Annotated in this window: 21 protein-coding genes and 1 riboswitch; of the genes, 5 read left to right on the top strand and 16 right to left on the bottom strand. The window is 73.8% G+C overall.

Annotated elements, in window-relative coordinates; genetic code table 11:
• Positions 1-24: 24 nt before the first annotated feature.
• The 10 genes from FHX32_RS18290 to FHX32_RS18245 all read right to left on the bottom strand — a co-directional run bounded on the left by FHX32_RS18290 (position 25) and on the right by FHX32_RS18245 (position 10,919).
• Positions 25-2,415 carry a ribonucleoside-diphosphate reductase subunit alpha gene (locus FHX32_RS18290; protein ID WP_167184396.1) on the bottom strand — a complete coding sequence of 797 codons (2,391 nt, stop codon included), beginning with the start codon at positions 2,413-2,415 and terminating at the stop codon, positions 25-27.
• Between the two features lie 122 nt (positions 2,416-2,537).
• Positions 2,538-2,748, bottom strand: a riboswitch (cobalamin riboswitch).
• Positions 2,749-3,229: 481 nt separating this feature from the next.
• Positions 3,230-3,409 carry a hypothetical protein gene (locus FHX32_RS35185; protein ID WP_486481168.1) on the bottom strand — a complete coding sequence of 60 codons (180 nt, stop codon included), beginning with the start codon at positions 3,407-3,409 and terminating at the stop codon, positions 3,230-3,232.
• The gene (locus FHX32_RS34545) at positions 3,406-3,687 is read right to left on the bottom strand and encodes a hypothetical protein (protein WP_208418851.1); all 282 of its coding nucleotides are present in this window, start codon (positions 3,685-3,687) and stop codon (positions 3,406-3,408) included. The genes FHX32_RS35185 and FHX32_RS34545 overlap by 4 nt, the downstream gene beginning before the upstream one ends.
• 58 nt (positions 3,688-3,745) lie before the next feature.
• On the bottom strand, positions 3,746-5,827 hold the full coding sequence (locus FHX32_RS18275; RefSeq protein ID WP_486481167.1) for a bifunctional copper resistance protein CopD/cytochrome c oxidase assembly protein: 2,082 nt from the start codon (positions 5,825-5,827) through the stop codon (positions 3,746-3,748).
• A gap of 68 nt (positions 5,828-5,895) precedes the next feature.
• Positions 5,896-6,486, bottom strand: a complete 591-nt coding sequence (locus FHX32_RS18270) for a copper resistance CopC family protein (RefSeq protein ID WP_167184393.1) — start codon at positions 6,484-6,486, stop codon at positions 5,896-5,898.
• A gap of 16 nt (positions 6,487-6,502) precedes the next feature.
• Positions 6,503-7,732, bottom strand: coding sequence for a Dyp-type peroxidase (locus FHX32_RS18265; protein ID WP_167184391.1), 1,230 nt, complete (start codon positions 7,730-7,732; stop codon positions 6,503-6,505).
• Entirely contained in the window at positions 7,729-8,304 is a 576-nt protein-coding gene (locus tag FHX32_RS18260; protein ID WP_167184388.1) for a copper chaperone PCu(A)C, read from the bottom strand. Before FHX32_RS18260 ends, FHX32_RS18265 begins: the two co-directional genes overlap by 4 nt.
• Before the next feature lie 104 nt (positions 8,305-8,408).
• Entirely contained in the window at positions 8,409-9,167 is a 759-nt protein-coding gene (locus FHX32_RS18255) for a zf-HC2 domain-containing protein (RefSeq protein WP_167184385.1), read from the bottom strand.
• Between the two features lie 89 nt (positions 9,168-9,256).
• Positions 9,257-9,826, bottom strand: a complete 570-nt coding sequence (locus FHX32_RS18250) for a sigma-70 family RNA polymerase sigma factor (protein WP_167184380.1) — start codon at positions 9,824-9,826, stop codon at positions 9,257-9,259.
• Positions 9,827-10,058: 232 nt separating this feature from the next.
• The gene (locus FHX32_RS18245) at positions 10,059-10,919 is read right to left on the bottom strand and encodes an SDR family NAD(P)-dependent oxidoreductase (RefSeq protein WP_167184377.1); all 861 of its coding nucleotides are present in this window, start codon (positions 10,917-10,919) and stop codon (positions 10,059-10,061) included.
• Between the two features lie 176 nt (positions 10,920-11,095).
• Here FHX32_RS18245 and FHX32_RS18240 point away from each other — a divergent pair, with 176 nt between their 5' ends.
• Positions 11,096-12,022, top strand: coding sequence for an MmyB family transcriptional regulator (locus tag FHX32_RS18240; RefSeq protein WP_167184374.1), 927 nt, complete (start codon positions 11,096-11,098; stop codon positions 12,020-12,022).
• Between the two features lie 110 nt (positions 12,023-12,132).
• On the top strand, positions 12,133-13,116 hold the full coding sequence (locus tag FHX32_RS18235) for a hypothetical protein (RefSeq protein ID WP_167184371.1): 984 nt from the start codon (positions 12,133-12,135) through the stop codon (positions 13,114-13,116).
• A 37-nt stretch (positions 13,117-13,153) separates the two neighbouring features.
• On the opposite strand, the gene FHX32_RS18230 is transcribed toward FHX32_RS18235, so the two are convergent.
• From FHX32_RS18230 to FHX32_RS18220, 3 genes are read right to left on the bottom strand one after another with little or no spacing between them, the layout of a single operon-like run.
• Positions 13,154-13,768, bottom strand: coding sequence for a response regulator transcription factor (locus FHX32_RS18230; protein WP_167184368.1), 615 nt, complete (start codon positions 13,766-13,768; stop codon positions 13,154-13,156).
• 10 nt (positions 13,769-13,778) lie between these two features.
• Positions 13,779-14,897 (bottom strand): sensor histidine kinase, encoded by a 1,119-nt coding sequence (locus FHX32_RS18225; RefSeq protein ID WP_167184364.1) that lies wholly within the window; start codon positions 14,895-14,897, stop codon positions 13,779-13,781.
• Between the two features lie 14 nt (positions 14,898-14,911).
• Complete coding sequence (locus FHX32_RS18220) at positions 14,912-15,343, bottom strand: DUF6069 family protein (RefSeq protein WP_208418850.1); 432 nt, start codon at positions 15,341-15,343, stop codon at positions 14,912-14,914.
• Positions 15,344-15,499: 156 nt separating this feature from the next.
• Between FHX32_RS18220 and FHX32_RS18215 the strand changes: the two genes are divergently transcribed.
• On the top strand, positions 15,500-16,051 hold the full coding sequence (locus tag FHX32_RS18215; protein ID WP_167184361.1) for a DUF5872 domain-containing protein: 552 nt from the start codon (positions 15,500-15,502) through the stop codon (positions 16,049-16,051).
• A 48-nt stretch (positions 16,052-16,099) separates the two neighbouring features.
• Here FHX32_RS18215 and FHX32_RS18210 read toward each other — a convergent pair whose 3' ends face one another.
• Positions 16,100-16,240 carry a hypothetical protein gene (locus FHX32_RS18210; protein ID WP_167184357.1) on the bottom strand — a complete coding sequence of 47 codons (141 nt, stop codon included), beginning with the start codon at positions 16,238-16,240 and terminating at the stop codon, positions 16,100-16,102.
• 388 nt (positions 16,241-16,628) lie between these two features.
• On the opposite strand from FHX32_RS18210, the gene FHX32_RS18205 reads away from it, so the two are divergent.
• Positions 16,629-17,438, top strand: a complete 810-nt coding sequence (locus tag FHX32_RS18205; RefSeq protein ID WP_167184354.1) for a class I SAM-dependent methyltransferase — start codon at positions 16,629-16,631, stop codon at positions 17,436-17,438.
• Here the strand turns inward: FHX32_RS18205 and FHX32_RS18200 are convergent.
• Complete coding sequence (locus tag FHX32_RS18200; RefSeq protein WP_167184351.1) at positions 17,435-17,986, bottom strand: DinB family protein; 552 nt, start codon at positions 17,984-17,986, stop codon at positions 17,435-17,437. The two genes, FHX32_RS18205 and FHX32_RS18200, sit on opposite strands and share 4 nt — an antisense overlap.
• Before the next feature lie 134 nt (positions 17,987-18,120).
• Between FHX32_RS18200 and pdxY the strand changes: the two genes are divergently transcribed.
• On the top strand, positions 18,121-18,972 hold the full coding sequence (gene pdxY / locus FHX32_RS18195) for a pyridoxal kinase PdxY (protein ID WP_167184348.1): 852 nt from the start codon (positions 18,121-18,123) through the stop codon (positions 18,970-18,972).
• A gap of 103 nt (positions 18,973-19,075) precedes the next feature.
• Here the strand turns inward: pdxY and FHX32_RS18190 are convergent, their stop codons facing one another.
• Positions 19,076-19,435: a hypothetical protein gene (locus FHX32_RS18190; RefSeq protein ID WP_167184345.1), complete on the bottom strand. Its 360-nt coding sequence runs from the start codon at positions 19,433-19,435 to the stop codon at positions 19,076-19,078.
• Positions 19,436-19,602 lie beyond the last annotated feature (167 nt).

The raw sequence follows: 19,602 nt of genomic DNA, 5'->3' as shown, positions 1-19,602 counted from the left end.
CGGTACGAGGTTCGGAGGTCGTGGTCACTGGCAGGCCTCACAGCTCTCGGGGTTCTCCAGGGAGCAGGCCAGTGCCTCGGCGTCCGGGGCGACGAGCGGCGTGACCGCCGCGGCGGCGACGGCGACGGTGGCCTGCTGGATCCGCGTCGCGGGACGCGAGCGCAGGTAGTAGGTGGTCTTCAGCCCGGACTTCCAGGCGTACAGGTACATCGACGACAGCTTGCCGATGGTCGGCGCGCCCATGAACAGGTTCAGCGACTGTGACTGGTCGACGTACGGCGCGCGGGCGGCAGCGAGATCGATCAGCGCCCGCTGCGGCAGCTCCCACGCGGTGCGGAACAACGTGCGCACGGCGGCGGGCAGGTCGGCGATGCCCTGCACCGATCCCTCGGCGCGCTTGATCTGGTCCCGGATCGCCGGCGTCCACAGTCCGCGCGCCTTCAGTTCACCGACCAGGTACGTGTTGACCTGGAGGAACTCGCCGGACATCGTCTCGCGTTTGAACAGGTTGGACACCTGCGGCTCGATGCACTCGTAGCAGCCGGCGATCGAGGCGATGGTGGCGGTCGGGGCGATCGCGACCAGCAGCGAGTTGCGCAGACCGTGCGCGGCGACCCGCGCCCGCAGCGCGGCCCACCGCTCGCGCTGCGCGGGCTCGGCGCCCCACAGGTCCGGGTGCAGCTCACCCCTGGCGGCGCGGGTCTCGGCGTACGCGGGGTGCGCGCCGAACCGCTCCGCCAGGCCGGCCGAGGTCTCCAGGGCGGTCAGGAAGATCTCCTCCTGCACCCGGGTGGACAACTCCATCGCCTCGGCCGAGTCGAACGGCAGGCGCAGCGTGAAGAACGCGTCCTGCAGTCCCATCAGGCCGAGCCCGACCGGCCGCCAGCGCGGGTTCGACGCCGCCGCCTGCTCGGCCGGGTAGTAGTTGATGTCGATCACCCGATCGAGGAACACCACCGCGGTGCGGACCGTCGACCGCAGCTTCGCCCAGTCGACCCCGTCGGCGGTGACGTGCGCGCCGAGGTTGACCGAGCCGAGGTTGCAGACGGCGGTCTCGGTGTCGTCGTTCACCTCGAGGATCTCGGTGCAGAGGTTCGACAGGTGGATCGTGTTGCCCGGCGCGCCGGTCTGGTTGGACAGCCGGTTCGACGGGTCCTTGAACGTCATCCACCCGTTGCCGGTCTGCGCCAGGGTACGCATCATCCGCCCGTACAGGTCCCGGGCCCGGACCGTCCGGACCGCCTTCTTCTCCGCGACCCGGTAGGCGGCGTCGAACTCCTCGCCGTACAGGTCGGGCAGCTCCGGCGCGTCGGACGGGTCGATCAGCGACCAGTCGCCGTCCGCCTCGACCCGGCGCATGAACTCGTCCGGGATCCAGTTGGCCAGGTTCAGGTTGTGCGTACGCCGGGACTCCTCGCCGGTGTTGTCCCGCAGCTCCAGGAACTCCTCGATGTCCGGGTGCCACGGCTCCAGGTAGACGCAGGCCGCGCCCTTGCGCCGGCCCCCCTGGTTGACCGCGGCGACACCGGCGTCGAGGGTCTTCAGGAACGGCACGATGCCGTTCGAGCGGCCGTTCGTGCCGCGGATCAGCGCGCCCCGGCCGCGCACCCGCGACCAGGAGATGCCGATGCCGCCGGAGAACTTCGACAGCTTCGCCACCTGGTGGTACCGCTCGTAGATCGAGTCCAACTCGTCCCGAGGGGAGTCCACCAGGAAGCACGACGACATCTGGGTGTGCCGGGTGCCCGAGTTGAACAACGTCGGTGAGCTGGGCAGGTACGCCAGCGACGACATCAGGCGGTAGAGCTCGATCGCCTCGACCGGCGTCTGCGACAACCCGCAGGCCACCCGCAGCAGCCAGTACTGCGGCGTCTCCACCACCAGCCGCGACTCGGGGTGGCGCAGCAGGTACCGGTCGGCGACGGTGCGCAGCCCGAAGTACTCGAACCGCCGGTCACCGCCCGGGTCCACGGCGTCGTCCAGCTGCCGGGCGTGGCCGGACACGAACGCGGCGGTGTCGTCGCCGATCAGGCCCAGGCCGTGGGCGTACTGGATGGCCTGGCTGAAGGTCGTCACACCCTGCCCGCGGACCTCCTTGTCCACGTACGCGGCCAGCAGCCGCGCCGCGAGCCTGGAGTACTGCGGCTCCTCGCCGATCAGCTCCGCCGCCGTCTGGATCGACAACTTGTCCAGCTCAGCGGTGGTCGCTCCGTCGTAGAGACCGCTGATCGTCTTCGTGGCGACCCGCAACGGGTCCACCTCGGCCAGGTCGGCGGCCCACCGCCGCACCGCCTCGACGATCCGGTTGACATCCACCGGCTCGGTGCCACCGTTGCGTTTGCGGACCCGCATCACCTGCCGGCGCTGCTCCGGCGCGCCCGCGCCGGGCGCGGACCTCTCCCGTGCGACCGTCATGACCTCTCCTCACGCCGTCTCCGATGGCCATCGGACGCGGGAGAACGCCAACGGGCCCGACGGGACGGCAGGCCCGGTTGCTGGCGTCGGTCGTCCCGCGCGACCTCCGACCGCCGCACGCGAAGGCGCACGGCGCGCTGGCAGGTCTTCGGACTCGCGGGCCTGACCGGGTCGCCGGTCGCCTACTGGCCGTCGCTTCCCAGGCCGGTGCGGCCCAGTGCTGTTGACGGCGGTCGTTCCCACTCACCGCTGCGGGGCAGTCCCGGACTCACACCGGGTTCCCTCTTGCCTCGACCGCCGCCAAGCGGCCGAACCAGCTGCGTGGGACACCATATATGCCGTTGCCGCCGAGCGGGCAACACCAGATGTCGGGTCGTCGTGTCGGCTTCGTCTCACCCGATTGGCGGTGTCGCGTGGCCGCCGTCCGCCGTCCGTGCCGCGCACGCTGGACGCCCTGCCCTCCGCCGGACACCGGCGACGGCGGGGGCGCCCAGCCGTGACCGCGGGCCGCCGACCGGCTGCGTTCCACGACGTACCCGGTCAGGTCGAGCAGGAACCGGCCGTCCTCGGTCTCGGCCGCCGGGCCCAGCGCCCGCTGCCCTTCGCGCAGCGCGGCCGCCGCCAGTTCCCGGGCGCTGTGCCGGGCGGACTCGACGCAGTCGTACGCGAGCAGGCGCTGGTGCAGCCAGCGCACCTCCGCCTCGGTCCGCCGCGCCCGGGTCCGGCCCAGCAGGTCGATCAGCCGCTCGCGTTCGTCGGTGTGCAGCGCTGCATGAAGTCGATGAGGATCAAGCTCCGCTTGCCCTCCCGGAGGTCACCCGCGATCTCCTTGCCGTACCGGTCGAAGTCGCCGGGTCAGGTTGAGCGCGTCGTCCTGGATCTGGAACGCCGCGCCCAGACACCAGCCGTAGCGGTCCAGGACGTCGACCGCGTCGCCGCGCCCGCCCGCGTACATCCGGCGAAGCTCGTCGTCCGAGAAGGGCCAGCTTCTCATCGCGTCCTCCATCGGTCCGGATCCGCCTGCCAGCGGCGGCGTCCTCCTCGGCGTCCCGGCGGCAGGATCACCGGCCGGCCGCGCCGGCCGCGGTCCGCGTCGACCTTGCGGGCCTCGTCGACGGCCTCGGTGACGGCCCGGTCGGCCTCCTGCCGCAGATCCTCGTACGGCAGGGCGGCCGCCACCGGACCGAACGGCGTGCCGAGCAGCGGCCATCCGAACGCGTGCACCACCCGCAGCGGCCGGTGCCGGGCCGCCGCCTCCGTCGACCTTGACACTCCTGGCCGCGGCGCGAACGGACGGCGTCGACCGGCCGACCACCCGGGCCGGCCGGCGTCACCGGCCGGCGGGGCCGTCGCGGTCGGCCTGGTTGGCGGCGGCGAGGAAGGCGTTGTAGCGGGCCAGGTCGTCGGCTTCCCCGGTCGCCTCGGCGCGGTCGGCCGCCCGGTCCAGGCGGGCCTGTTCCCGCTGGTCCGCCCGAACCCACCGGCGAACCAGGACGACCATGACGGCGGCTGCGGGGATCTCCCCGAACGCCCAGGCGATGCCGGCGCCGAGCTGCTGGTCCGCCAGCAGTGGGGACGCCCAGGCGGGGTGCACGGCGAGGTACCAGTCGGGGGCGATGAGGGTGGTGCTCTGCATCAGCACCAGACCGAAGAAGCCGTGCGCCATCATCGCCGCCAGGTGGACGATGATCAGGATCGGGTACGGCATCCGCGGCCGGCCCGGGTCGACCCCGATCAGCACCCAGAACAGCAGGTAGCCGGCGATGACGAAGTGGACGAGCATCGCCAGGTGACCCACGTGGGAGCGCATCAACGCGCCGAACAGGTCACTGAAGTACAGGGCGAAGAGGCTACCCGCGTAGCCGCCCAACGCCACGAGCGGGTGGGTGAGCAGCCTGGCGGGCCGGCTGTGCAGCGCCAGCAACAGCCACTCCCGGGCTCCTCGCACGTCGCGGTCGGCGGGGCGGCGCAACGCGCGCAGGGCCAGCGTGACCGGGGCGCCGCCGACGAGCAGGATCGGCACCAGCATCGACAGCACCATGTGCTGCACCATGTGCGCGCTGAACAGCACGTACGCGTACCGGGCCACGCCCAGGTTGGTGACCGCCGCGAGCACCGCCAGCCCGCCCAGCCAACTCGCGGTGCGGTTGATCGGCCAGCGGTGGCCGCCCCGGCGCAGCCGCCGCACCCCGGCCAGGTAGCCGGCGGCGCCCACCGCGACCGCGGTCAGCACGAACAGGTCCGGCAGCGGCTGGCCCAGCAGTCGTCCGGGGGTTGGCGTGGCGGGCATCGGGAAGCCGAGCAGCTCGGTGACCGGATCGGCGTCGAGCGGGTCGACCGCCACCGGTGTGGGGCTGCGGGACAGCGCCACCGCCAGCCCCAGCGCCGCAGCGAAGACGACCACCTCGCCCGCGGCCAGCCGGGCGAACCCGCCCCGCCGCCCGGAGCGCAGCGCCGGCAGCGTACGCGCCCGGTGCGCCGCGCCGACCGCACCCAGGACCACCAGCGCGGCCAGCTTGCCGAGCACCAACCACCCGTACCGGGACCGCCAGAGCTCCTCGGCGTCGCCGAGACGCACCGAGGCGTTCACGGTGCCGCTCACCGCGACCGCCCCGAAACAACCGAGCGCCAGCCGGCTGTAGCGGCTCACCGCGTCGGCGAGGTGCCGGCTCCGGCGGACCATCAACAGCGCCACCAGCGCGCCGACCCACAGGGCGGCGGCCACGACGTGCAGGACGAGGCTCGACACCGCGATCTGGTGGTTGCCCGCCCCGGCGGCGTGCCCGGTGAACGCCGGCGGTACCACCGCGACCACCGCCACCAGCGCCGCGGCGGCGGCCAGGCCACGCGACACGCCCACCCGGGCCAGCACCGCCACGGTCAGCGCGAGGCCGGCCTGGAGCAGCAGTGCCTGACCCTGCGAGATGGCGGTGGCGAAGCTGACCACGGTGGCGGCGCCGAGCCGCCCCGCCGGTATCCCGAGCAGGTCCGACACGGTGAGCACGATGAGCACCAGGGCGGCCGCCGCCCAGGCCGCCGCCGCCAGGCCCGCGCGGCGCAGCAGCAGCCAGCCGTACGGGGAGACGCTCGGTCCGTCGCCGGGCAGCAGGAACGCGGCCGTCACCGCCAGTCCCACGGTCACCGTGGCGAGGCCGTCGACGAGCAGCCGGACGACCGGCAACGCCCAGGTGGTCAGGGGCCCCGGGTCCGGCAGGCCGGGGATCGCGGCCGCCAGCGCGTCGCCGGCCCGCAGCCCCAGCAGCAGTACGGCCACCGCCGACGCCAGGGCCACGGCGGCCAGCAGGGCGTCCCGCCCGGCCGACCGGATGTGCGCGGCCGGCGCCGCCGGCCCGCCGCCGGCAGCGGGTGCAGAGGGGTGCGGATGCGTGGGGGAGGAGACGGTGTCGGGCACGTCGGAGACCTCGGTGTCGTGGCGGGGTTGGCCGGTGGCGGCGGGTTCACCGGACGGCGTGGGACGGGTCAGGGCGCGGCGCGGCGCCGGCGCAGCAGCACCACGACCCCGGCGGCGAGCGCCGCCAGCAGGCTCGCGCCGCCGACCAGGGCCAGCGCTCCGGGACCGTCGTCGGTGTCGCGGGAGGCGGACGCGGGGCTGGGCGGGGACGGCTGGGCCGCCGGCGCCGAGGTCGTCCCGGCCGTGGCCGGTGCGCTCGCGCTGGTGGCGGCGGGATCGGCGACGGTGAACCGGTACGAGCCCTGCACCGGGTGCCCGTCGGCGGAGACCACCCGGTAGGCGACGGTGTAGGTGCCGTTCGCCAGCGGCTCGTCGATCGTCACGGTGCCCGCCACCCCGGTGACGGTCGGCTCGCTGGCCGGGATCCTGCGGTGGGTGGCGTCCGAGAGTGCGATGGTGGTGAAGGCCGGGTCCAGCTTCTGCATGAACTCGAGCGTGATCCGCGTCGGCGCCGCGGTGAGCCGGGCGTCCCGGGCCGGCGTCGCGGCCTTCAACGTGTTGTGCGCGGCGGCCGGCGCGGCCGGTACGAGCAGCATCGCGACGGCGGCCAGCGTGGCGGCGAGCAGGCCGGCGAGGGTCGGGTGGGCGTGGGTGCGCATGGGTCTCCTGTCGGGCTCAGCCGAGCAGTTGCTGGCCGATCCAGCCGCCGTCGGGGCAGCCGGGTGGGATCGCGAAGACGGCGGAGCCGATCGGGGTGGTCCACTCGTTGAGCAGGTCCCGCTCGGCGAGGCGCCGTTGGATGGGCAGGAACTGGCGGGTGATGTCGGCCTGGTAGGAGGCGAAGATCAGCCCGCTGTCGGCGGTGCCCTCGGCCGTCGGTACGCCGTCGTAGTTGTAGGGGCGGCGCAGGATCTTGAACCGGTCGTCGGTGACGCGGGCGCGGGTGAGGTGGGAGAAGTCCGGGATGACGGTGAGCCCGTCCGGCCCGAGGGCGGCGAAGTCCGGCTCGTCGTGCTCGGCGGTGCCGGTGAGCGGGGCGCCGGTGTCGAGCCGGCGGCCGATCGCCAGTTCCCGGTCGGTACGCCCGAGCAGGTCCCAGGTTTCCAGGTTCATGCTGATCCGCCGGACCACCAGCGTGGTGCTGTCGCGCAGCCACTCCGGCCCGTCCGGCACCCACACCGCCATCTCCAGCGGGGCGCCCGGCCGCGGGTTGGCTGTGCCGTCGAGCTGACCGAACAGGTTGCGCTGGGTGCGCCCGGGCTCCGCGCCGGCCGCCCGCCGGAAGCCCTGCTGCACCCAGGCCACCGTGGCGAAGGGCCGACTGTCCTTCACCAGCACCCGCTGGGCGTGGGCGACGGTGACCGGGTCGTCGGCGCAGATCTGCACCAGCAGGTCCCCGCCGGACCAGCGGGGCTGGAGCCGGTCGATGCGGAAGGACGGCAGGTCGGCCACCGACGGCGGTCGCCGGTCGTCGAGCCGGGCCGCCCGGTAGAGGCCGGGGCCGAAGCCGAAGGTGACGGTCAGCCGCGCCGGCAGCACGCCGAGTTCCGGTTCGGTGTCCGCCAGGGCGGGACGCCCCTGGGTGAGGCGGGCGGCGTCGTCGGAGAGCAGCCGCAGCATCCGCCCCAGCGCCGCCCGGTCGGTGCCCGGCCGGAGGGTGAACGCGACGAACGCGGCGTGCGCCTGCGGGTCGGTGGCGACGCCGGCCTGGCGGGGGCCGTGGAACGGCTCGACCGCGGTGCCGACCTGCGCCACCGGGACCGCCGGCTCCGGGCGTACCGCCGGTTCGCCGGGTCGGGAGGCGGTGACGGCGGCGGCGCCGGCGAGCGCGCCACCGGCGGCCAAGGCGCCACCGGTGAGCAGGCCCCGCCTGCTCACCGGTCGTGCCGGGGACCGCCCGGTCATGACGCCGGGCTCGTGCTCGGGCCCGACGTGGGCGTGCCGCCGCCCGGGTGGTAGCTCTCCTGCGCCCCGGTGAACGGCTTCGCCACGGCGGTGAACCTCTGGGTGCGGCCGTCGGCGAAGCTGAGGGTGACGGTCAGCTCGTCGCCGGCCCTGACCGGCCGGGTGAGGTTCATCAGCATCAGGTGGTCGCCGCCCGGCTCCAGCACGTGGCTGCTCTTCGCCTTCACCACGATGCCGCCCGGCTTGGCCTGCATGACCATCTTCCCGTCCCGCATGGCCATCTCGTGCAACTCCATCGGCGACACGTCGGTGGCCGCGGCGGTGATCGTCACGTCGGTGTCGCCGTCGTTGACCAACGTCCCGAACGCGGCGGTCATCCCCGCGTCGGCGGCCTTCACCCACGGATCCCGGACGTCGAGGACGCCGGCGGCGGCGCTCGACGACGCGGCGGCCGACGGGCGGGGCGTCGCGGCCGGCGAGTCGCCCCCGCAGCCGGCGGTGGCCGCGACCAGGAGCGCGGTGGCGAGCAGGGCGGCTGGACGCGGGCGCCGAACGGTGACGGTGCTGGGCATGGCAGGTCCCCTCGAAGATCGATGTCGTCTGGTGGTCGGGCCGCCCGACCGGGAAGTTCCGCGCGGGGTGCGGTAACCCCCGTCACGTCGCGGCGTGCGGGCGTTCAGGCCGCCGTACGGTCCTGGCGGTACGCGGACCCGGGGTGGGGTGGTGGCAGCAGCCGCAGGTTCGCCGGCGCGGGCGCCTCGTCCTCGGCCGGCAGTCGCCAGCGGCTCTGGGCCGGACGGCTGCGGTCGGCCGGGCCGTCCGGCCGCCGGCGTGGCCGGGACATGGCGACCACGATCGCGTACCCGGCGAGCAGGAAGCCGTGGCTGACCAGCCGCGCGGTGTCCACCCGCCCGATCACCAGGTCGTTGACCGACAGCAGCACTAGCGTGCCGACGAACGCGCTCAGGGTCGGCACCAGGCCGGTGGGCGGGGTGCGGCGGGCGGCCACGAACAGGAATCCCGCCCCGACGGCGACGTTCCACGCCGCCGACTCGTGCCACAGGTGCCCCGACGCCAGCGCCCCGGCCGCCGAGTGGGCGTGCTCGCCGGCCGCGCCGCGTCCGATCTGGGCCAGGCCGAGCAGGACCTGAAGCGCCCCGATCAGCCCCAGCGCGGCCCGCAGGGTGAGCACGAGCCGCTGCCGGCGGCGGTACGGGGCCGGCGCGGGCAGGGCGGCCAGGATGGCGTCGGTGCGGTCGTCATGGGCGACGGTGACCGACAGCCGGGCCCGCCGGGTGACCGCCGCCGCCTGGTCGAACCAGGTCCGGCAGTCGCCGCAGCTGGCCAGGTGGGTCTCGGCGGCCGCTCGCTCGGCGGGAGTCCCCTCACCGTCCAGCTGTGCCGACAACACCTCGCGCCACTGCTCACACCTCATGTACCGGTAGTCGGCCCGACCGCGTCGTTGGTTCCCACGTACTTCCTGGAGGAGGCCGCATCGACGCAGCTCACAGCGGCTGTGCCGGCTCAGCCGGCCGCGTCGCCGCCGCGCCGTGAGCCCCGCGCGCCCCGGCTGTCCATCGCGGCGACAAGATCCTCCCGGGCCCGGGCCACCCTGGAGCGGATGGTGCCGACGGGGCAGTCGCAGACCTCCGCCGCCTCGGCGTACGACAGGCCGAGAACCTGGGTGGCGACGAACGCCTCCCGCCGGTCCGCCGGCAGCGCCGCGATCAGCTGCTCCAGCACGATCTGCCCGTCGAAGCCGCTGCCGGACAGGTCGACGCCGTCGTACCCGTCCGACACCGGCACCGTCCGGGGACGCGCCGTGACGGCCCGGACGTGATCGACAGCGACGCGGCGGGCGATGGCGAGCAGCCACGTCCGTGCCGACGAGCGTCCGGCGAACGACGACAGCGACCGCACCGCCCGAAGGAAGGTCTCCTGCGCCAGGTCGTCCGCCTCGCCGGGGGAGACCAGGGCGGCGAGGAAGCGCCGGACCTGATGCTGGGTCGCCCGGATGAACCGGGCGGCGGCGTCCTGGTCACCCCGCCCGGCGGCCAGCGCCCACGCGGTGATCTCCGCCTCGTCGTCAGCCATCCGGCACCTCCACGTAGACCCGCGGCACGCTCGCCGACGGCATCCACGACGAATTGTAGTAGTGGCCGGAGTGCCCCGGGGCGCCGGCCGCGAACGCGCGGACCGATCTTGCGGCGCCGGCTCCTGGCGGGGCCGACCTCCGGCCCCCGCCAGGAGCCCGCCGGCCGGCCCGCAGGAGCCGCCGGCAGCGGCGCCGCGCCGCCGAGCAGCCTCTGCGGAACGGCCCGTCCGCTCAGGCGTGCCGCCCGATGTCGGTGGTGGTGGCGAGCTGGCGGGCGGCCTCGATGTCGGTGGTCAGGTGCTCAACGGCGGTCGTGGCCAGGGTGTAGGAATCGGAGCCGAGGATCTGGTGCAGCGGCGCGGCGCCGTCCCGGGCGATGGTGATGATCGCGGCGGCCGCCTTGGCGGGGTCACCGAGCTGGGTTCCGGGCATGGCCAGGTGGGCGTCGGTCATCTCGCGGATGGCGTCGTAGCCGTCGGCGACCCGGGACGGAAGGCGCAGGTTGTGGGCGCGCAGGAAGTCCGTACGCAGGTATCCGGGCTCGACCAGGTTGACGCGGACACCGAAGTCGGCGACCTCGGCGGCCAACGATCCGGTGAGGCCTTCCAGCGCGTACTTGGCGGCGCAGTACGCGCCCCAGCCGGGGAAGGTGGTCAGGCCGAGGATCGAGGAGATGTTGATGACGTGGCCGCTGCGGCGCGCCCGCATGCCGGGCAGGACGGCGCGCAGCACGTTCCAGGCCCCGAAGATCTGCACGTCGAACAGCTCCCGCGCCTCGGCGTCGGTGATCTCCTCGACGGCGCCGAGCAGGCCGTAGCCGGCGTTGTTGACCACGACGTCGATGCCGCCGAACCGGTCACCGGCCGCCGCCACGGCGCTGGCGACCTCCTTCTCGTCGGCGAGGTTCACCCGCAGGGCCACCAGCCGTGACGTGTCGGCGGAACCCAGCGCCGCGATCAGCCGGTCGGTGGAGCGGGTGGTCGCCGCGACGTTGTCGCCGCGCCGCAGCAGCTGCTGGACCAGCTCGAGTCCGAGTCCGTGCGAAGCGCCGGTGACGAACCAGGTCGCGGGTCCGGTGGTGGGATAGGGCATGGAGATGTCTCCTCGGCGGATACCGGTCGGTGCGTCCCCCGGGCCGGGGAACGGATCCCATGCTGCGGCGGTGCGCCCGGCCCCGGACACCGTCAACCACGCCCAGCCCTGCCTGGGAACGGCATGCCCACCCAACCGCTGGGCACCACATCGCCAGCAGGGCGATCATTGACGACATGGCAGGGCGCACGGATCTGGGTGACTTCCTCAGGAAGTGCCGGGCGGACACGACGCCGGAAGCCGCGGGCATTCCCGGCCACGCCGGTCAGGGCGGCCGGCGGGTGCGCGGCCTGCGCCGGGAGGAGGTGGCCCAGCTCGCCGGGGTGAGCGTCGACTACTACACCCGGCTGGAGCAGGGCCGGCACACCAGCCCGTCGGAAGCGGTCCTCGACGCCCTGGGGCGGGTCTTCCGGCTCGACGCGGCAGCCCGCGCCCACCTCGCCGACCTGGCCCGGCCGCCCCGGCGCCGCGCCGAGCAGGCGCCGGCGCAGCGGGTCCGGCCGGCCATGCACCAGATGATCGCCTCGCTGGTCGACCACCCGGCCTTCATCGTCGGCCGCCGCACGGACGTCCTCGCGTCGAACACGCTGGCGCGTGCCCTGCTCACCGACTGGACCCGGCTGCCACCCCGGCACCGCAACTACACCCGGTGGATCTTCCTCGACCCGGCCGCCCGCGAGGCCTTCCTCGACTGGCCGACGGTGGCGGCCGAGGCGGTCGGCACCCTGCGGCTCTACGCCGGGCGGTTCCCCGACGACCCCCGGCTCACCGAACTGGTCGGTGAGCTGACCATCAAGAGCCCGGAATTCCGCACCTGGTGGAACGGACGCCAGGTGCACGAACGTACGCACGGCACCAAGCACATGACGCACCCCGCCGTAGGATCGATCACCATCCGGTACGAGGCATTGGCGCTGCCCGGCGACGAGGAACAGACATTGTTCATCTACACCACCGACCCCGGAAGCCCGTCGCACGACAACCTGCGCCTGCTCGCGCTCTGGGCGAACCAGCAACAGGCGAGCCCCGCCACGGCCGGCGGCACCCCAGCCCCCGAGCCGCCGGCCCGCGCTGACACCGGCCCCGTCGCCGACTCGGCCTGACCGGTCGGCAGCACGCTCGGCCACCCGCCCTGAACCCGTCGCGCGCGGCGGGGCCAGGCGCGGCCGGGGCGGGTGGGCGGAGTCCTCGGGTCGATCTTTATGATCGCCGGATGTTCGGACTCTTCCGCAGGCCGCCCACCCCCGACACCGACTACGCGCAGGCCGATCTGGAGCTGCGTACCGCGAGGGACCGGGCGCTCGCCGGTGACTGGACGGCGGTCCGGGACCTGATCCTGGCAACCGGCCGGGACTGGGAGCTGCGCGGCCGCCGGCTCTCGGTGCTGGGTGGCGTCGCCGGGGAGGCCCCGCACTGGCTGGACGCGTGGGAAGCCGCCGTGCCGGACGACCCGACGGTGGCGATCCTGCGCGCCGACGCGTTGATGGACCAGGCCGGTGAGGCCCGCGGCGCCGCGTCGGCGCGCCACACCACCCAGGAGCAGTTCCGGGAGTTCGAACGGCTTTCCGCCCTCGCCGGCCAGGCCAGCCAGCGCGCGGTGTGGCTCAACCCCGACGACCCCTACCCGTGGGTGACCCGGATGGCCTCGACGCTCGCCAACGGCCACCGGCAACGCGACGAGTTCCTCGCCGCGATGGACGAGGCGGTCAAGCGCGACCCGGACAACTTCGAGGCCCACCTGATGGCGGTGACCTTCCTCTGCGAGAAGTGGTACGGCTCGCACGAGCAGATGTTCGCCGCGGCCCGCGAGCCCGCCGCCGCCGCGCCCGTCGGCTCGTCGGTGGCGATGCTGCCGCTGCTCGCCCACTTCGAGTACGCGCTGCGCGAGTTCGGCTTCGACACACGGGCGTCGTCGCTGAGCGCGAAGGCGAGCTACTTCCGCCGGCCCGAGGTGATCCGGGAGATCGAGGCGTGCGCCGCCAAGTGGCGCGGCGCCGGCGAGCCTCGCCTGATCGGTCGCGGCATCACGCTCCGGCACTGGCTGGCGCTGGCCAACTACCTGGCCGAGCGCGACCGGAAGGGCACCAGGGCCCTGCTCGCGCAGATCGGGCCGTACCTCGGCAGCACCGCCGTGTACGGCTACTTCTGGATGCGGCAGACCGAGGGCTTCCAGACCGTCTGGAAGTGGGCCGGCTGAAGGCGGCCGGTCCGGCCCGCCTCAGCTCGTCGTACCTTCAGAGCCAGCCCTGGTCGCGGGCCCGGCGGTACGCCTCGGCGCGGTTGCGGGTGTCCGTCTTGCCGATGGCCGCGGACAGGTAGTTGCGGACCGTGCTGGGCGACAGGTGCATCCGGGCGGCCACGTCGGCGATGGTCGCGCCGTCAGCGGAGGCGATGAGCACCTGCCGCTCCCGCTCGGACAGCGGGTTGGGGCTGGCTCCGAGCGCCCGCGCCGCGAGCTGCGGGTCGACGACGATCTCGCCGGCGAGCACCCGTCGGATGGCCGCCGCCAGGTCCTCGACCGGGTCGTCCTTGACCAGGAACGCCCTGGCGCCGGCCTGGAGCGCGCGCCTGAGGTAGCCCGGCCGCCCGAACGTCGTCACGACGATGACCGCGCACGACGGGACGGCCCGTACGATGTCGCCGATCACGTCCAGGCCACTGCGCCCGGGCAGCTCGATGTCGAGCAGGCACACGTCGGGGCGTACCCGCTCGACCGCCGCCACCACCTCGTCGCCCCGCGCCACCTGGGCCACGACCGTCAGGTCGTCCTCGAGGTCGAGCAGGGTGGCCAGCGCCGAGCGCATCATGCCCTGGTCCTCCGCGATGAGCAGGCGCGTCGTCCGGTCCATCGACGCCGCCCTACCGCGAGCCCACGGGTACGGACGCGGCCAGGCGGAAACCCGACGGCGTCCGGGACGCGGTCAGCTCGCCGCCGAGCTCCTCCACCCGTTCCCGCAGGCCGTGCAGGCCGCTGCCCTCCGCACCGGCCGGGCCTTCCCGGCCGTCGTCGACGATCTCCACGGTCACCGTAGCCCCGTCCGAGGTCACGGCGATCCGGCAGGTGCGGGCGCGGGCGTGCCGCAGCACGTTCGTCGTTCCCTCCCGGACCACCCAGCCGAGCAGGGAATCCAGCTCGGCGTCGAGGGGGACCGCCGGTGGGGTGAGGTCGAGCCGGACGTTCCCGGCGGCCAGTGCGGTGCGCGCACCGGCCAACTCGTCCGCCAGCCGCACGCTGCGGTAGCCGGTCACCGCCTGGCGGACCTCGGTCAGCGCCCGGCGACCGGTGGTCTCGATGTCGCGCGCGTGCTCGACCGCGGCGGCCGGGTCGCGCTCGGCGAGTCGCCGGACGGCCTGCGCGCTCACCACCATCACCGACAGCGTGTGCCCGAGCAGGTCGTGCAGGTCGCGCGAGAAGCGCAGCCGTTCCTCGTCGACGGCGGCCCGGGCCAGGCGTTCGCGGGTGCGGCGCAGCTCGGCGGTGAGGTCGAGGAGGTGGTAGACCAGGAACGTGCCGACGCCGCCGAAGAAGGTCGCGAAACCCAGCGAGAGCGCGGTGTCGACCGAGGCGGTCTCCATGCCGGCGGCCAGCGCTCCGCTGATCGTCAGCGACGCGATGGTGCCCAGCGCCCAGCGGGGCCGCACCGCCACCGCCACCGCGATGGCGAGCAGGGGGAACACGAACTGCCGGTCGGTGCGCCAGAGCACCAGGTACGCGGTGACGAGCAGGAGGAGCACGGCCACCGCCACCTCGGCCCGCCACCTCGGCGTCCGCGACCGGAACGGTAACCACACGGCGTACGCGTAGCCGACGCCGACGGCGACCACATGGCCCGCCCGCGGCACCCGACCGTCCGCCAGGGCGGCCACGAGCGGAGCGGTGAGCAGGAGCGGCGCCCAGACCAGGGCGAACCACGGGCCGGGGTGGCGGGCGAACCACGCCACCGCCGGCTGCGGCTCGGTGCAGTAGGTGTCACGCATCTCCGTCGATCCGTTCAGACCGCCGCGCTCGGGTCCTCCGCCCCGGGGGCGAGCCCGAGGATCAGCGTCGCTCCGACCGCCAGGTGCATGGCGATCAGGCTGGCGAGCACGCCGCCGGTCGCCCCGGACGACGGCGGCCCGAGCAGGGACAGCGCGAGCACCGTCCACGCCGTGATCCGCCATGCCCGTCGTCCTCGGTGCTGCCGCCATTTCTCCAGGAACGCTAGCAGCGCCCATCCGGCGGCACCGGCGAGCAGGGCGGCGACGACGATCGACGCCGGGCCGACGGTCCGGGTGGTCGGCTGCGAACCGACGGCCAGGTCGAGGCCGGCGAGCGGGTCGCAGACCACCCAGACGGCGAGGCCGGCGACCACGGCGAGCCCGAGCGTCGCCGCCCGACGACCCCGCCGGACGGACGGCTGCGGGCGGGCGATGGTCTCTGTCATGGGATGTCCTTCCAGGTGTCGTCCTCCAACGCGCTCGACGCTACGGAGGCCGACCCGTCCGTCGGCAGGCCGAGGAATCCCGTCTCCGGCGGGACGAATGTCCCGCGGCGGCGGGTGCGGAGGTATGTGCCGGCGTGCCCCGGGTAACCGGCCGGCATGGCGCGGTACACCAGGCCCGAACTCCGAGAGCAGATCAAGGAAGACATCAAGGCTTCCGACAAGGGCGGCCGGCCGGGGCAGTGGTCGGCACGCAAGTCGCAGCTGCTCACCAAGGAGTACCAGCGGCGCGGCGGGGGCTATCTCGGCCCGAAGGACGAGCGGCAGAAGTCCCTGCAGCGGTGGGGCAACGAGAAGTGGCAGACCAAGGAGGGCGGGACCCGGGCGCGGCGTGACGGCGAGACGGGCCGTTACCTGCCCAAGCAGGCCTGGGAGCAGCTCTCCGGTGAGCAGAAGCGGGCGACCGACGCCAAGAAGCGCAGGGAGTCCCGGGCCGGCAGACAGTACGTCTCGAACACCGGGCCGGCCAAACGGGCACGGAGGAACGCCTCGGCGGCCGGGCGGGTGTCGGAGATGCCGGTCGCCGAGGCGGCCAAGCTCGTCCGCCACCTCGACACAAGCCAGCTCAAGGACGAGCTGCGACGCGAGCGCGACGGCAAGGCCCGCAAGACGCTCGTCCAGCGACTGGAGGCGGAACTGGGGCGGCGCTGACCCCGGACGGCGCCCGACCGCGCGGTCGCGTCGCTGGTCCGTCCTGCCTCAGTCCTCGTCGGTGGCCAGCACCCCGACCATGACCCCGTCACCGGTGCCGACGACGAAGGCGTCCATGACGTGCCGGGTGACCGGGTTCCACGCGCCCTGGTCGGTGTTGGTCCACCAACGGCTCCCGTGGCCCAGCAACACGGCGAGCGTGCCGAACACGTCCCGGGCCCGCTCGACGGGGTAGCGGCCGTGCGCGCGGTAGGCGAGTGTCGTGTGGTCATCTCCAGCAGGACGGCAAGCGCGGCGTCCTCGTGCACCTGGTCCATCCGGGCCGACAGCTCCGCGGCGTCCTGCGGCGCCCGTGCTGCGGTGCCACGCGGGCTGCCGGAGTCGACGACCTCGACGCCGGTCAGGAGCGCGCGGGGCGGCCCGTCGCTCGGGGCGCGGCCTTCGTACGCCTGCTGCTGCGGCCACGGCGAGGCGCGGGCCTTCGATGAGCCCGTGCCGCCGGGCCGGCTGGGAGGACGGCGACGCCCGGTCGCGCCCGGGTCCGCCCGCACGGCGGTGTCACCCGGATAATGACGCGATGACGCAGGAACCGTACGCGGGGCTGGCCACGACGTTCGACTCGGTCGCGGAGCTGTACGAGCGGGTCCGGCCGGGCTACCCGAGGCGGTTGTTCGCCGACCTGGCGACGTCGACGGGTCTGCGCGCCGCCGGAGCCCGGGTGCTCGAGATCGGCACGGGCACCGGTCAGGGCACCCGCGGACTCCTCGATCAGGGCTGGCGCGTGGTGACACTGGAGCCGGGGCGGGAACTGGCCACGGTGGCGCGCCGCGTGCTCGCCGGGCATGGCGACGTCGAGGTCGTGGAGGCGCCCTTCGAGCGGTGGGAGGCGGGTGACCGGCAGCCGTTCGATCTCGTCTTCGCGGCGACATCCTGGCACTGGGTGGACCCGCGAGTCGGCTACCGCAGGGCCGCCGAGCTGCTGCGTCCCGGCGGTCACCTGGCGATCGTCGCCACCGAGCACGTGTCGCCACCCGACGGTGACGACTTCTTCCGGCAGGTCCAGCGGGTCTACGACGAGGTCGGCCTGGGCGACGGCCAGGACGGCCCGAAGCCTCCCGAGGCGGTCGCGGCCCCGGACGTGGCGGCGATCGGCGGCAGCGGGTTCTTCGCGGAGCCGGTCGTGCACCGTTACGTCTGGAGCCGGGACTACACCGCCGAGGAGTACCTGGCGCTGGTGTCCACCTACTCCGGGCACATCGCCGCCTCGCCCCGGCAGCGGGAGACGCTGTTCACCGGCATCCGGGACCTGATCGCCGCCCGCCCGTCGGCGACCGTGCGCAAGCACTACCTGAACATGCTCCAGATCGCCCGGCGCACCGACTTCTAGTAGGTGAAGTCCGTGGGCGCGCCCTCGCCCACGCGACCGTCCACGGCCTCGCGCAGGATGTCGGCGTGGCCGGTGTGCCGTGCGTACTCCTCGATCATGTCCAGGAGCATGTCCCGGACGGTGGGGGTGCGTCCGTCCGGCCAGGTGAAGGAGGCCGGTCCGTCCAGTCCGCGTTCCTCGACGACCTCGGCGACCAGCTTCCGGGACCGTTCGACGGCGTCGCGCCAGACCGCGTGGACGTCCTCGGGCGCATCGAGGGCCCCCGTACGCCATTCCCAGTCGGGGTCGGCGTCGAAATCCACCGCGTCCCAGGGGGCGCCGTACTCCTGGCCGGCAAGCTTGACGGCCAGCCAGTCGGCCTCGACCAGCGCCACGTGCTTGACCAGCCCACCGAGCGTCATGGTGCTGGCGGCGGTGGTCGCACGCAGGCCCTTCTCGTCGAGACCCGAGGTCTTCCAGGCGAAGGTCCGCCGGTTGCGGTCGAGCACCGACAGCAGGGACTCCACCTCGGTACGAGCCGGTTGGGGCCGTGGAGTCGTCTCCGTCATGACCGGAGCATAGGCATCCGGACCGGCCCGCGCTGTCCCCTGGTCGGGGCGGCGCGACGATGACGAACGAGGCCCAGGGCACCCGGTGGCCGGTCTCCGGGTGCGGCGCCGGCGGGAACCGTCATGATGAGCCGGTGAAGATCCTGTCTATCCAGTCGTCGGTCGCCTACGGCCACGTCGGCAACTCGGCCGCCGCCTTCCCCCTCCAGCGGCTCGGGCACGAGGTCTGGCCGGTGCTGACGGTCCACTTCTCCAACCACACCGGGTACGGCGCGTGGCTCGGGCCGCTGCTGGCGCCGGCCGACGTGGCCGAGGTGATCGCGGGCATCGGGGACCGCGGGGTCCTCGGCAGCGCCGACGCGGTGCTGTCGGGCTACCAGGGCGACCCGGCGATGGGTGCGGTGATCCTCGACGCGGTGGACACGGTCAAGGCGGCGAACCCGGACGCGGTGTACTGCTGCGATCCGGTGATGGGCGACGCCGGCCGGGGGATGTTCGTCCGGCCGGGCATCCCGGAGTACCTGCGCGACGTCGTCGTCCCGCGCGCGGACATCATCACCCCGAACCACTTCGAGCTGGACTTTCTCGCCGGCCGGACGACGAACTCGCTCGCCGGGTTGCTGGCGGCGGTCGACGTGGTGCGCGCGACGGGGCCGCGGCACGTGCTGGTCACCAGCGTGCTGCACGACGACGTACCGGACGGATCGCTGGAGGTGGTGGCCGTCTCCGACGAGGGCGCCTGGGCGGTGACCACGCCGCTGCTGCCGATCAGCCCGAACGGCGGTGGCGACGTCACCGCGGCGCTCTACCTCGCGCACCTGTGGACGACGGGCTCACCCGCGACGGCACTGGAGCGCACCATCGCCTCCGTCTTCACCGTCCTTGAGGCGACGCTCGCGGCCGGCACCCGGGAGATCCAGCTGATCGCGGCCCAGGACGCGATCGCCGCCCCGCCTCCGCGGTTCTCCGCCCGGCAGCTGCGCTGACCCCACCGCCGCGCCGGCGTGGTGGTCGGCGGCGACCGTTCGGCGGCTGCTCGTGCCGGCGGGGTGGAGCCGGGCGGGACGCCGTCCCGCCCGGCGTCCCGGCTCAGGGAGCGCAGTTGTAGTTGCGCACCGGACTGGTCAGCTTCTCCTGGGTGCCGAACTTCGCGTAGACCCGCAGCTGGCACGGCAGATCGAGGTCACCGTAGTAGCTGACGACCTCGTTGTCGTAGTACGTGGTGCCGCTGTCCGCGACCTGCCAGGTGCCGCTGTCGGCGGAGTGGACCTCCCAGTAGACGTCGCCGGCGCAGCCCTGCAGGCCGCGCGACCAGGCGATCATGTTCGCCCCGTTGTAGATCTCGGACTGCACCAGGGTGCAGGTGGCGGCCTGTGCGGGTGTGGCGCCGACGAACAACCCGGCCGTCAGCATCGCCCCCGCTCCGACCGCCGACATCAGCTTGCGCATGGTCCGATACCTCCAAGGTGGATGGTGGATCACTTCCCGGAGGGTAGCCGGACGGGAAAAGGAGTTTCAAGGTACGAACATCAATTGTCGAAATCCTTCATCGACGGGGCGTGGTTCGGCCGGCGGTGTCGGACCGTGGTCCGTGGCCCGACGGGCGTCGTGGACGG

The organism is Micromonospora sp. CNZ280, from assembly GCF_011759515.1.
The sequence above is the reverse complement of the archived record's forward strand: the minus strand, read 5'-3'. Positions and strand labels throughout refer to the sequence as shown.

Excerpts from the sequence above, each read along its gene's own strand:
- FHX32_RS18250 (WP_167184380.1), bottom strand. The coding sequence starts at position 9,826 with ATGGCTGACGACGAGGCGGAGATCACCGCGTGGGCGCTGGCCGCCGGG.
- FHX32_RS35185 (WP_486481168.1), bottom strand. The coding sequence starts at position 3,409 with ATGAGAAGCTGGCCCTTCTCGGACGACGAGCTTCGCCGGATGTACGCG.
- FHX32_RS18225 (WP_167184364.1), bottom strand. The coding sequence starts at position 14,897 with ATGCGTGACACCTACTGCACCGAGCCGCAGCCGGCGGTGGCGTGGTTC.
- FHX32_RS18245 (WP_167184377.1), bottom strand. The coding sequence starts at position 10,919 with ATGCCCTATCCCACCACCGGACCCGCGACCTGGTTCGTCACCGGCGCT.
- FHX32_RS18205 (WP_167184354.1), top strand. The coding sequence starts at position 16,629 with ATGACGCAGGAACCGTACGCGGGGCTGGCCACGACGTTCGACTCGGTC.
- FHX32_RS18190 (WP_167184345.1), bottom strand. The coding sequence starts at position 19,435 with ATGCGCAAGCTGATGTCGGCGGTCGGAGCGGGGGCGATGCTGACGGCC.
- FHX32_RS18220 (WP_208418850.1), bottom strand. The coding sequence starts at position 15,343 with ATGACAGAGACCATCGCCCGCCCGCAGCCGTCCGTCCGGCGGGGTCGT.
- FHX32_RS18290 (WP_167184396.1), bottom strand. The coding sequence starts at position 2,415 with ATGACGGTCGCACGGGAGAGGTCCGCGCCCGGCGCGGGCGCGCCGGAG.
- FHX32_RS18235 (WP_167184371.1), top strand. The coding sequence starts at position 12,133 with ATGTTCGGACTCTTCCGCAGGCCGCCCACCCCCGACACCGACTACGCG.
- FHX32_RS18255 (WP_167184385.1), bottom strand. The coding sequence starts at position 9,167 with ATGAGGTGTGAGCAGTGGCGCGAGGTGTTGTCGGCACAGCTGGACGGT.
- FHX32_RS18240 (WP_167184374.1), top strand. The coding sequence starts at position 11,096 with ATGGCAGGGCGCACGGATCTGGGTGACTTCCTCAGGAAGTGCCGGGCG.
- FHX32_RS18260 (WP_167184388.1), bottom strand. The coding sequence starts at position 8,304 with ATGCCCAGCACCGTCACCGTTCGGCGCCCGCGTCCAGCCGCCCTGCTC.
- FHX32_RS18265 (WP_167184391.1), bottom strand. The coding sequence starts at position 7,732 with ATGACCGGGCGGTCCCCGGCACGACCGGTGAGCAGGCGGGGCCTGCTC.
- FHX32_RS18200 (WP_167184351.1), bottom strand. The coding sequence starts at position 17,986 with ATGACGGAGACGACTCCACGGCCCCAACCGGCTCGTACCGAGGTGGAG.
- FHX32_RS18230 (WP_167184368.1), bottom strand. The coding sequence starts at position 13,768 with ATGGACCGGACGACGCGCCTGCTCATCGCGGAGGACCAGGGCATGATG.
- FHX32_RS18270 (WP_167184393.1), bottom strand. The coding sequence starts at position 6,486 with ATGCGCACCCACGCCCACCCGACCCTCGCCGGCCTGCTCGCCGCCACG.
- FHX32_RS18215 (WP_167184361.1), top strand. The coding sequence starts at position 15,500 with ATGGCGCGGTACACCAGGCCCGAACTCCGAGAGCAGATCAAGGAAGAC.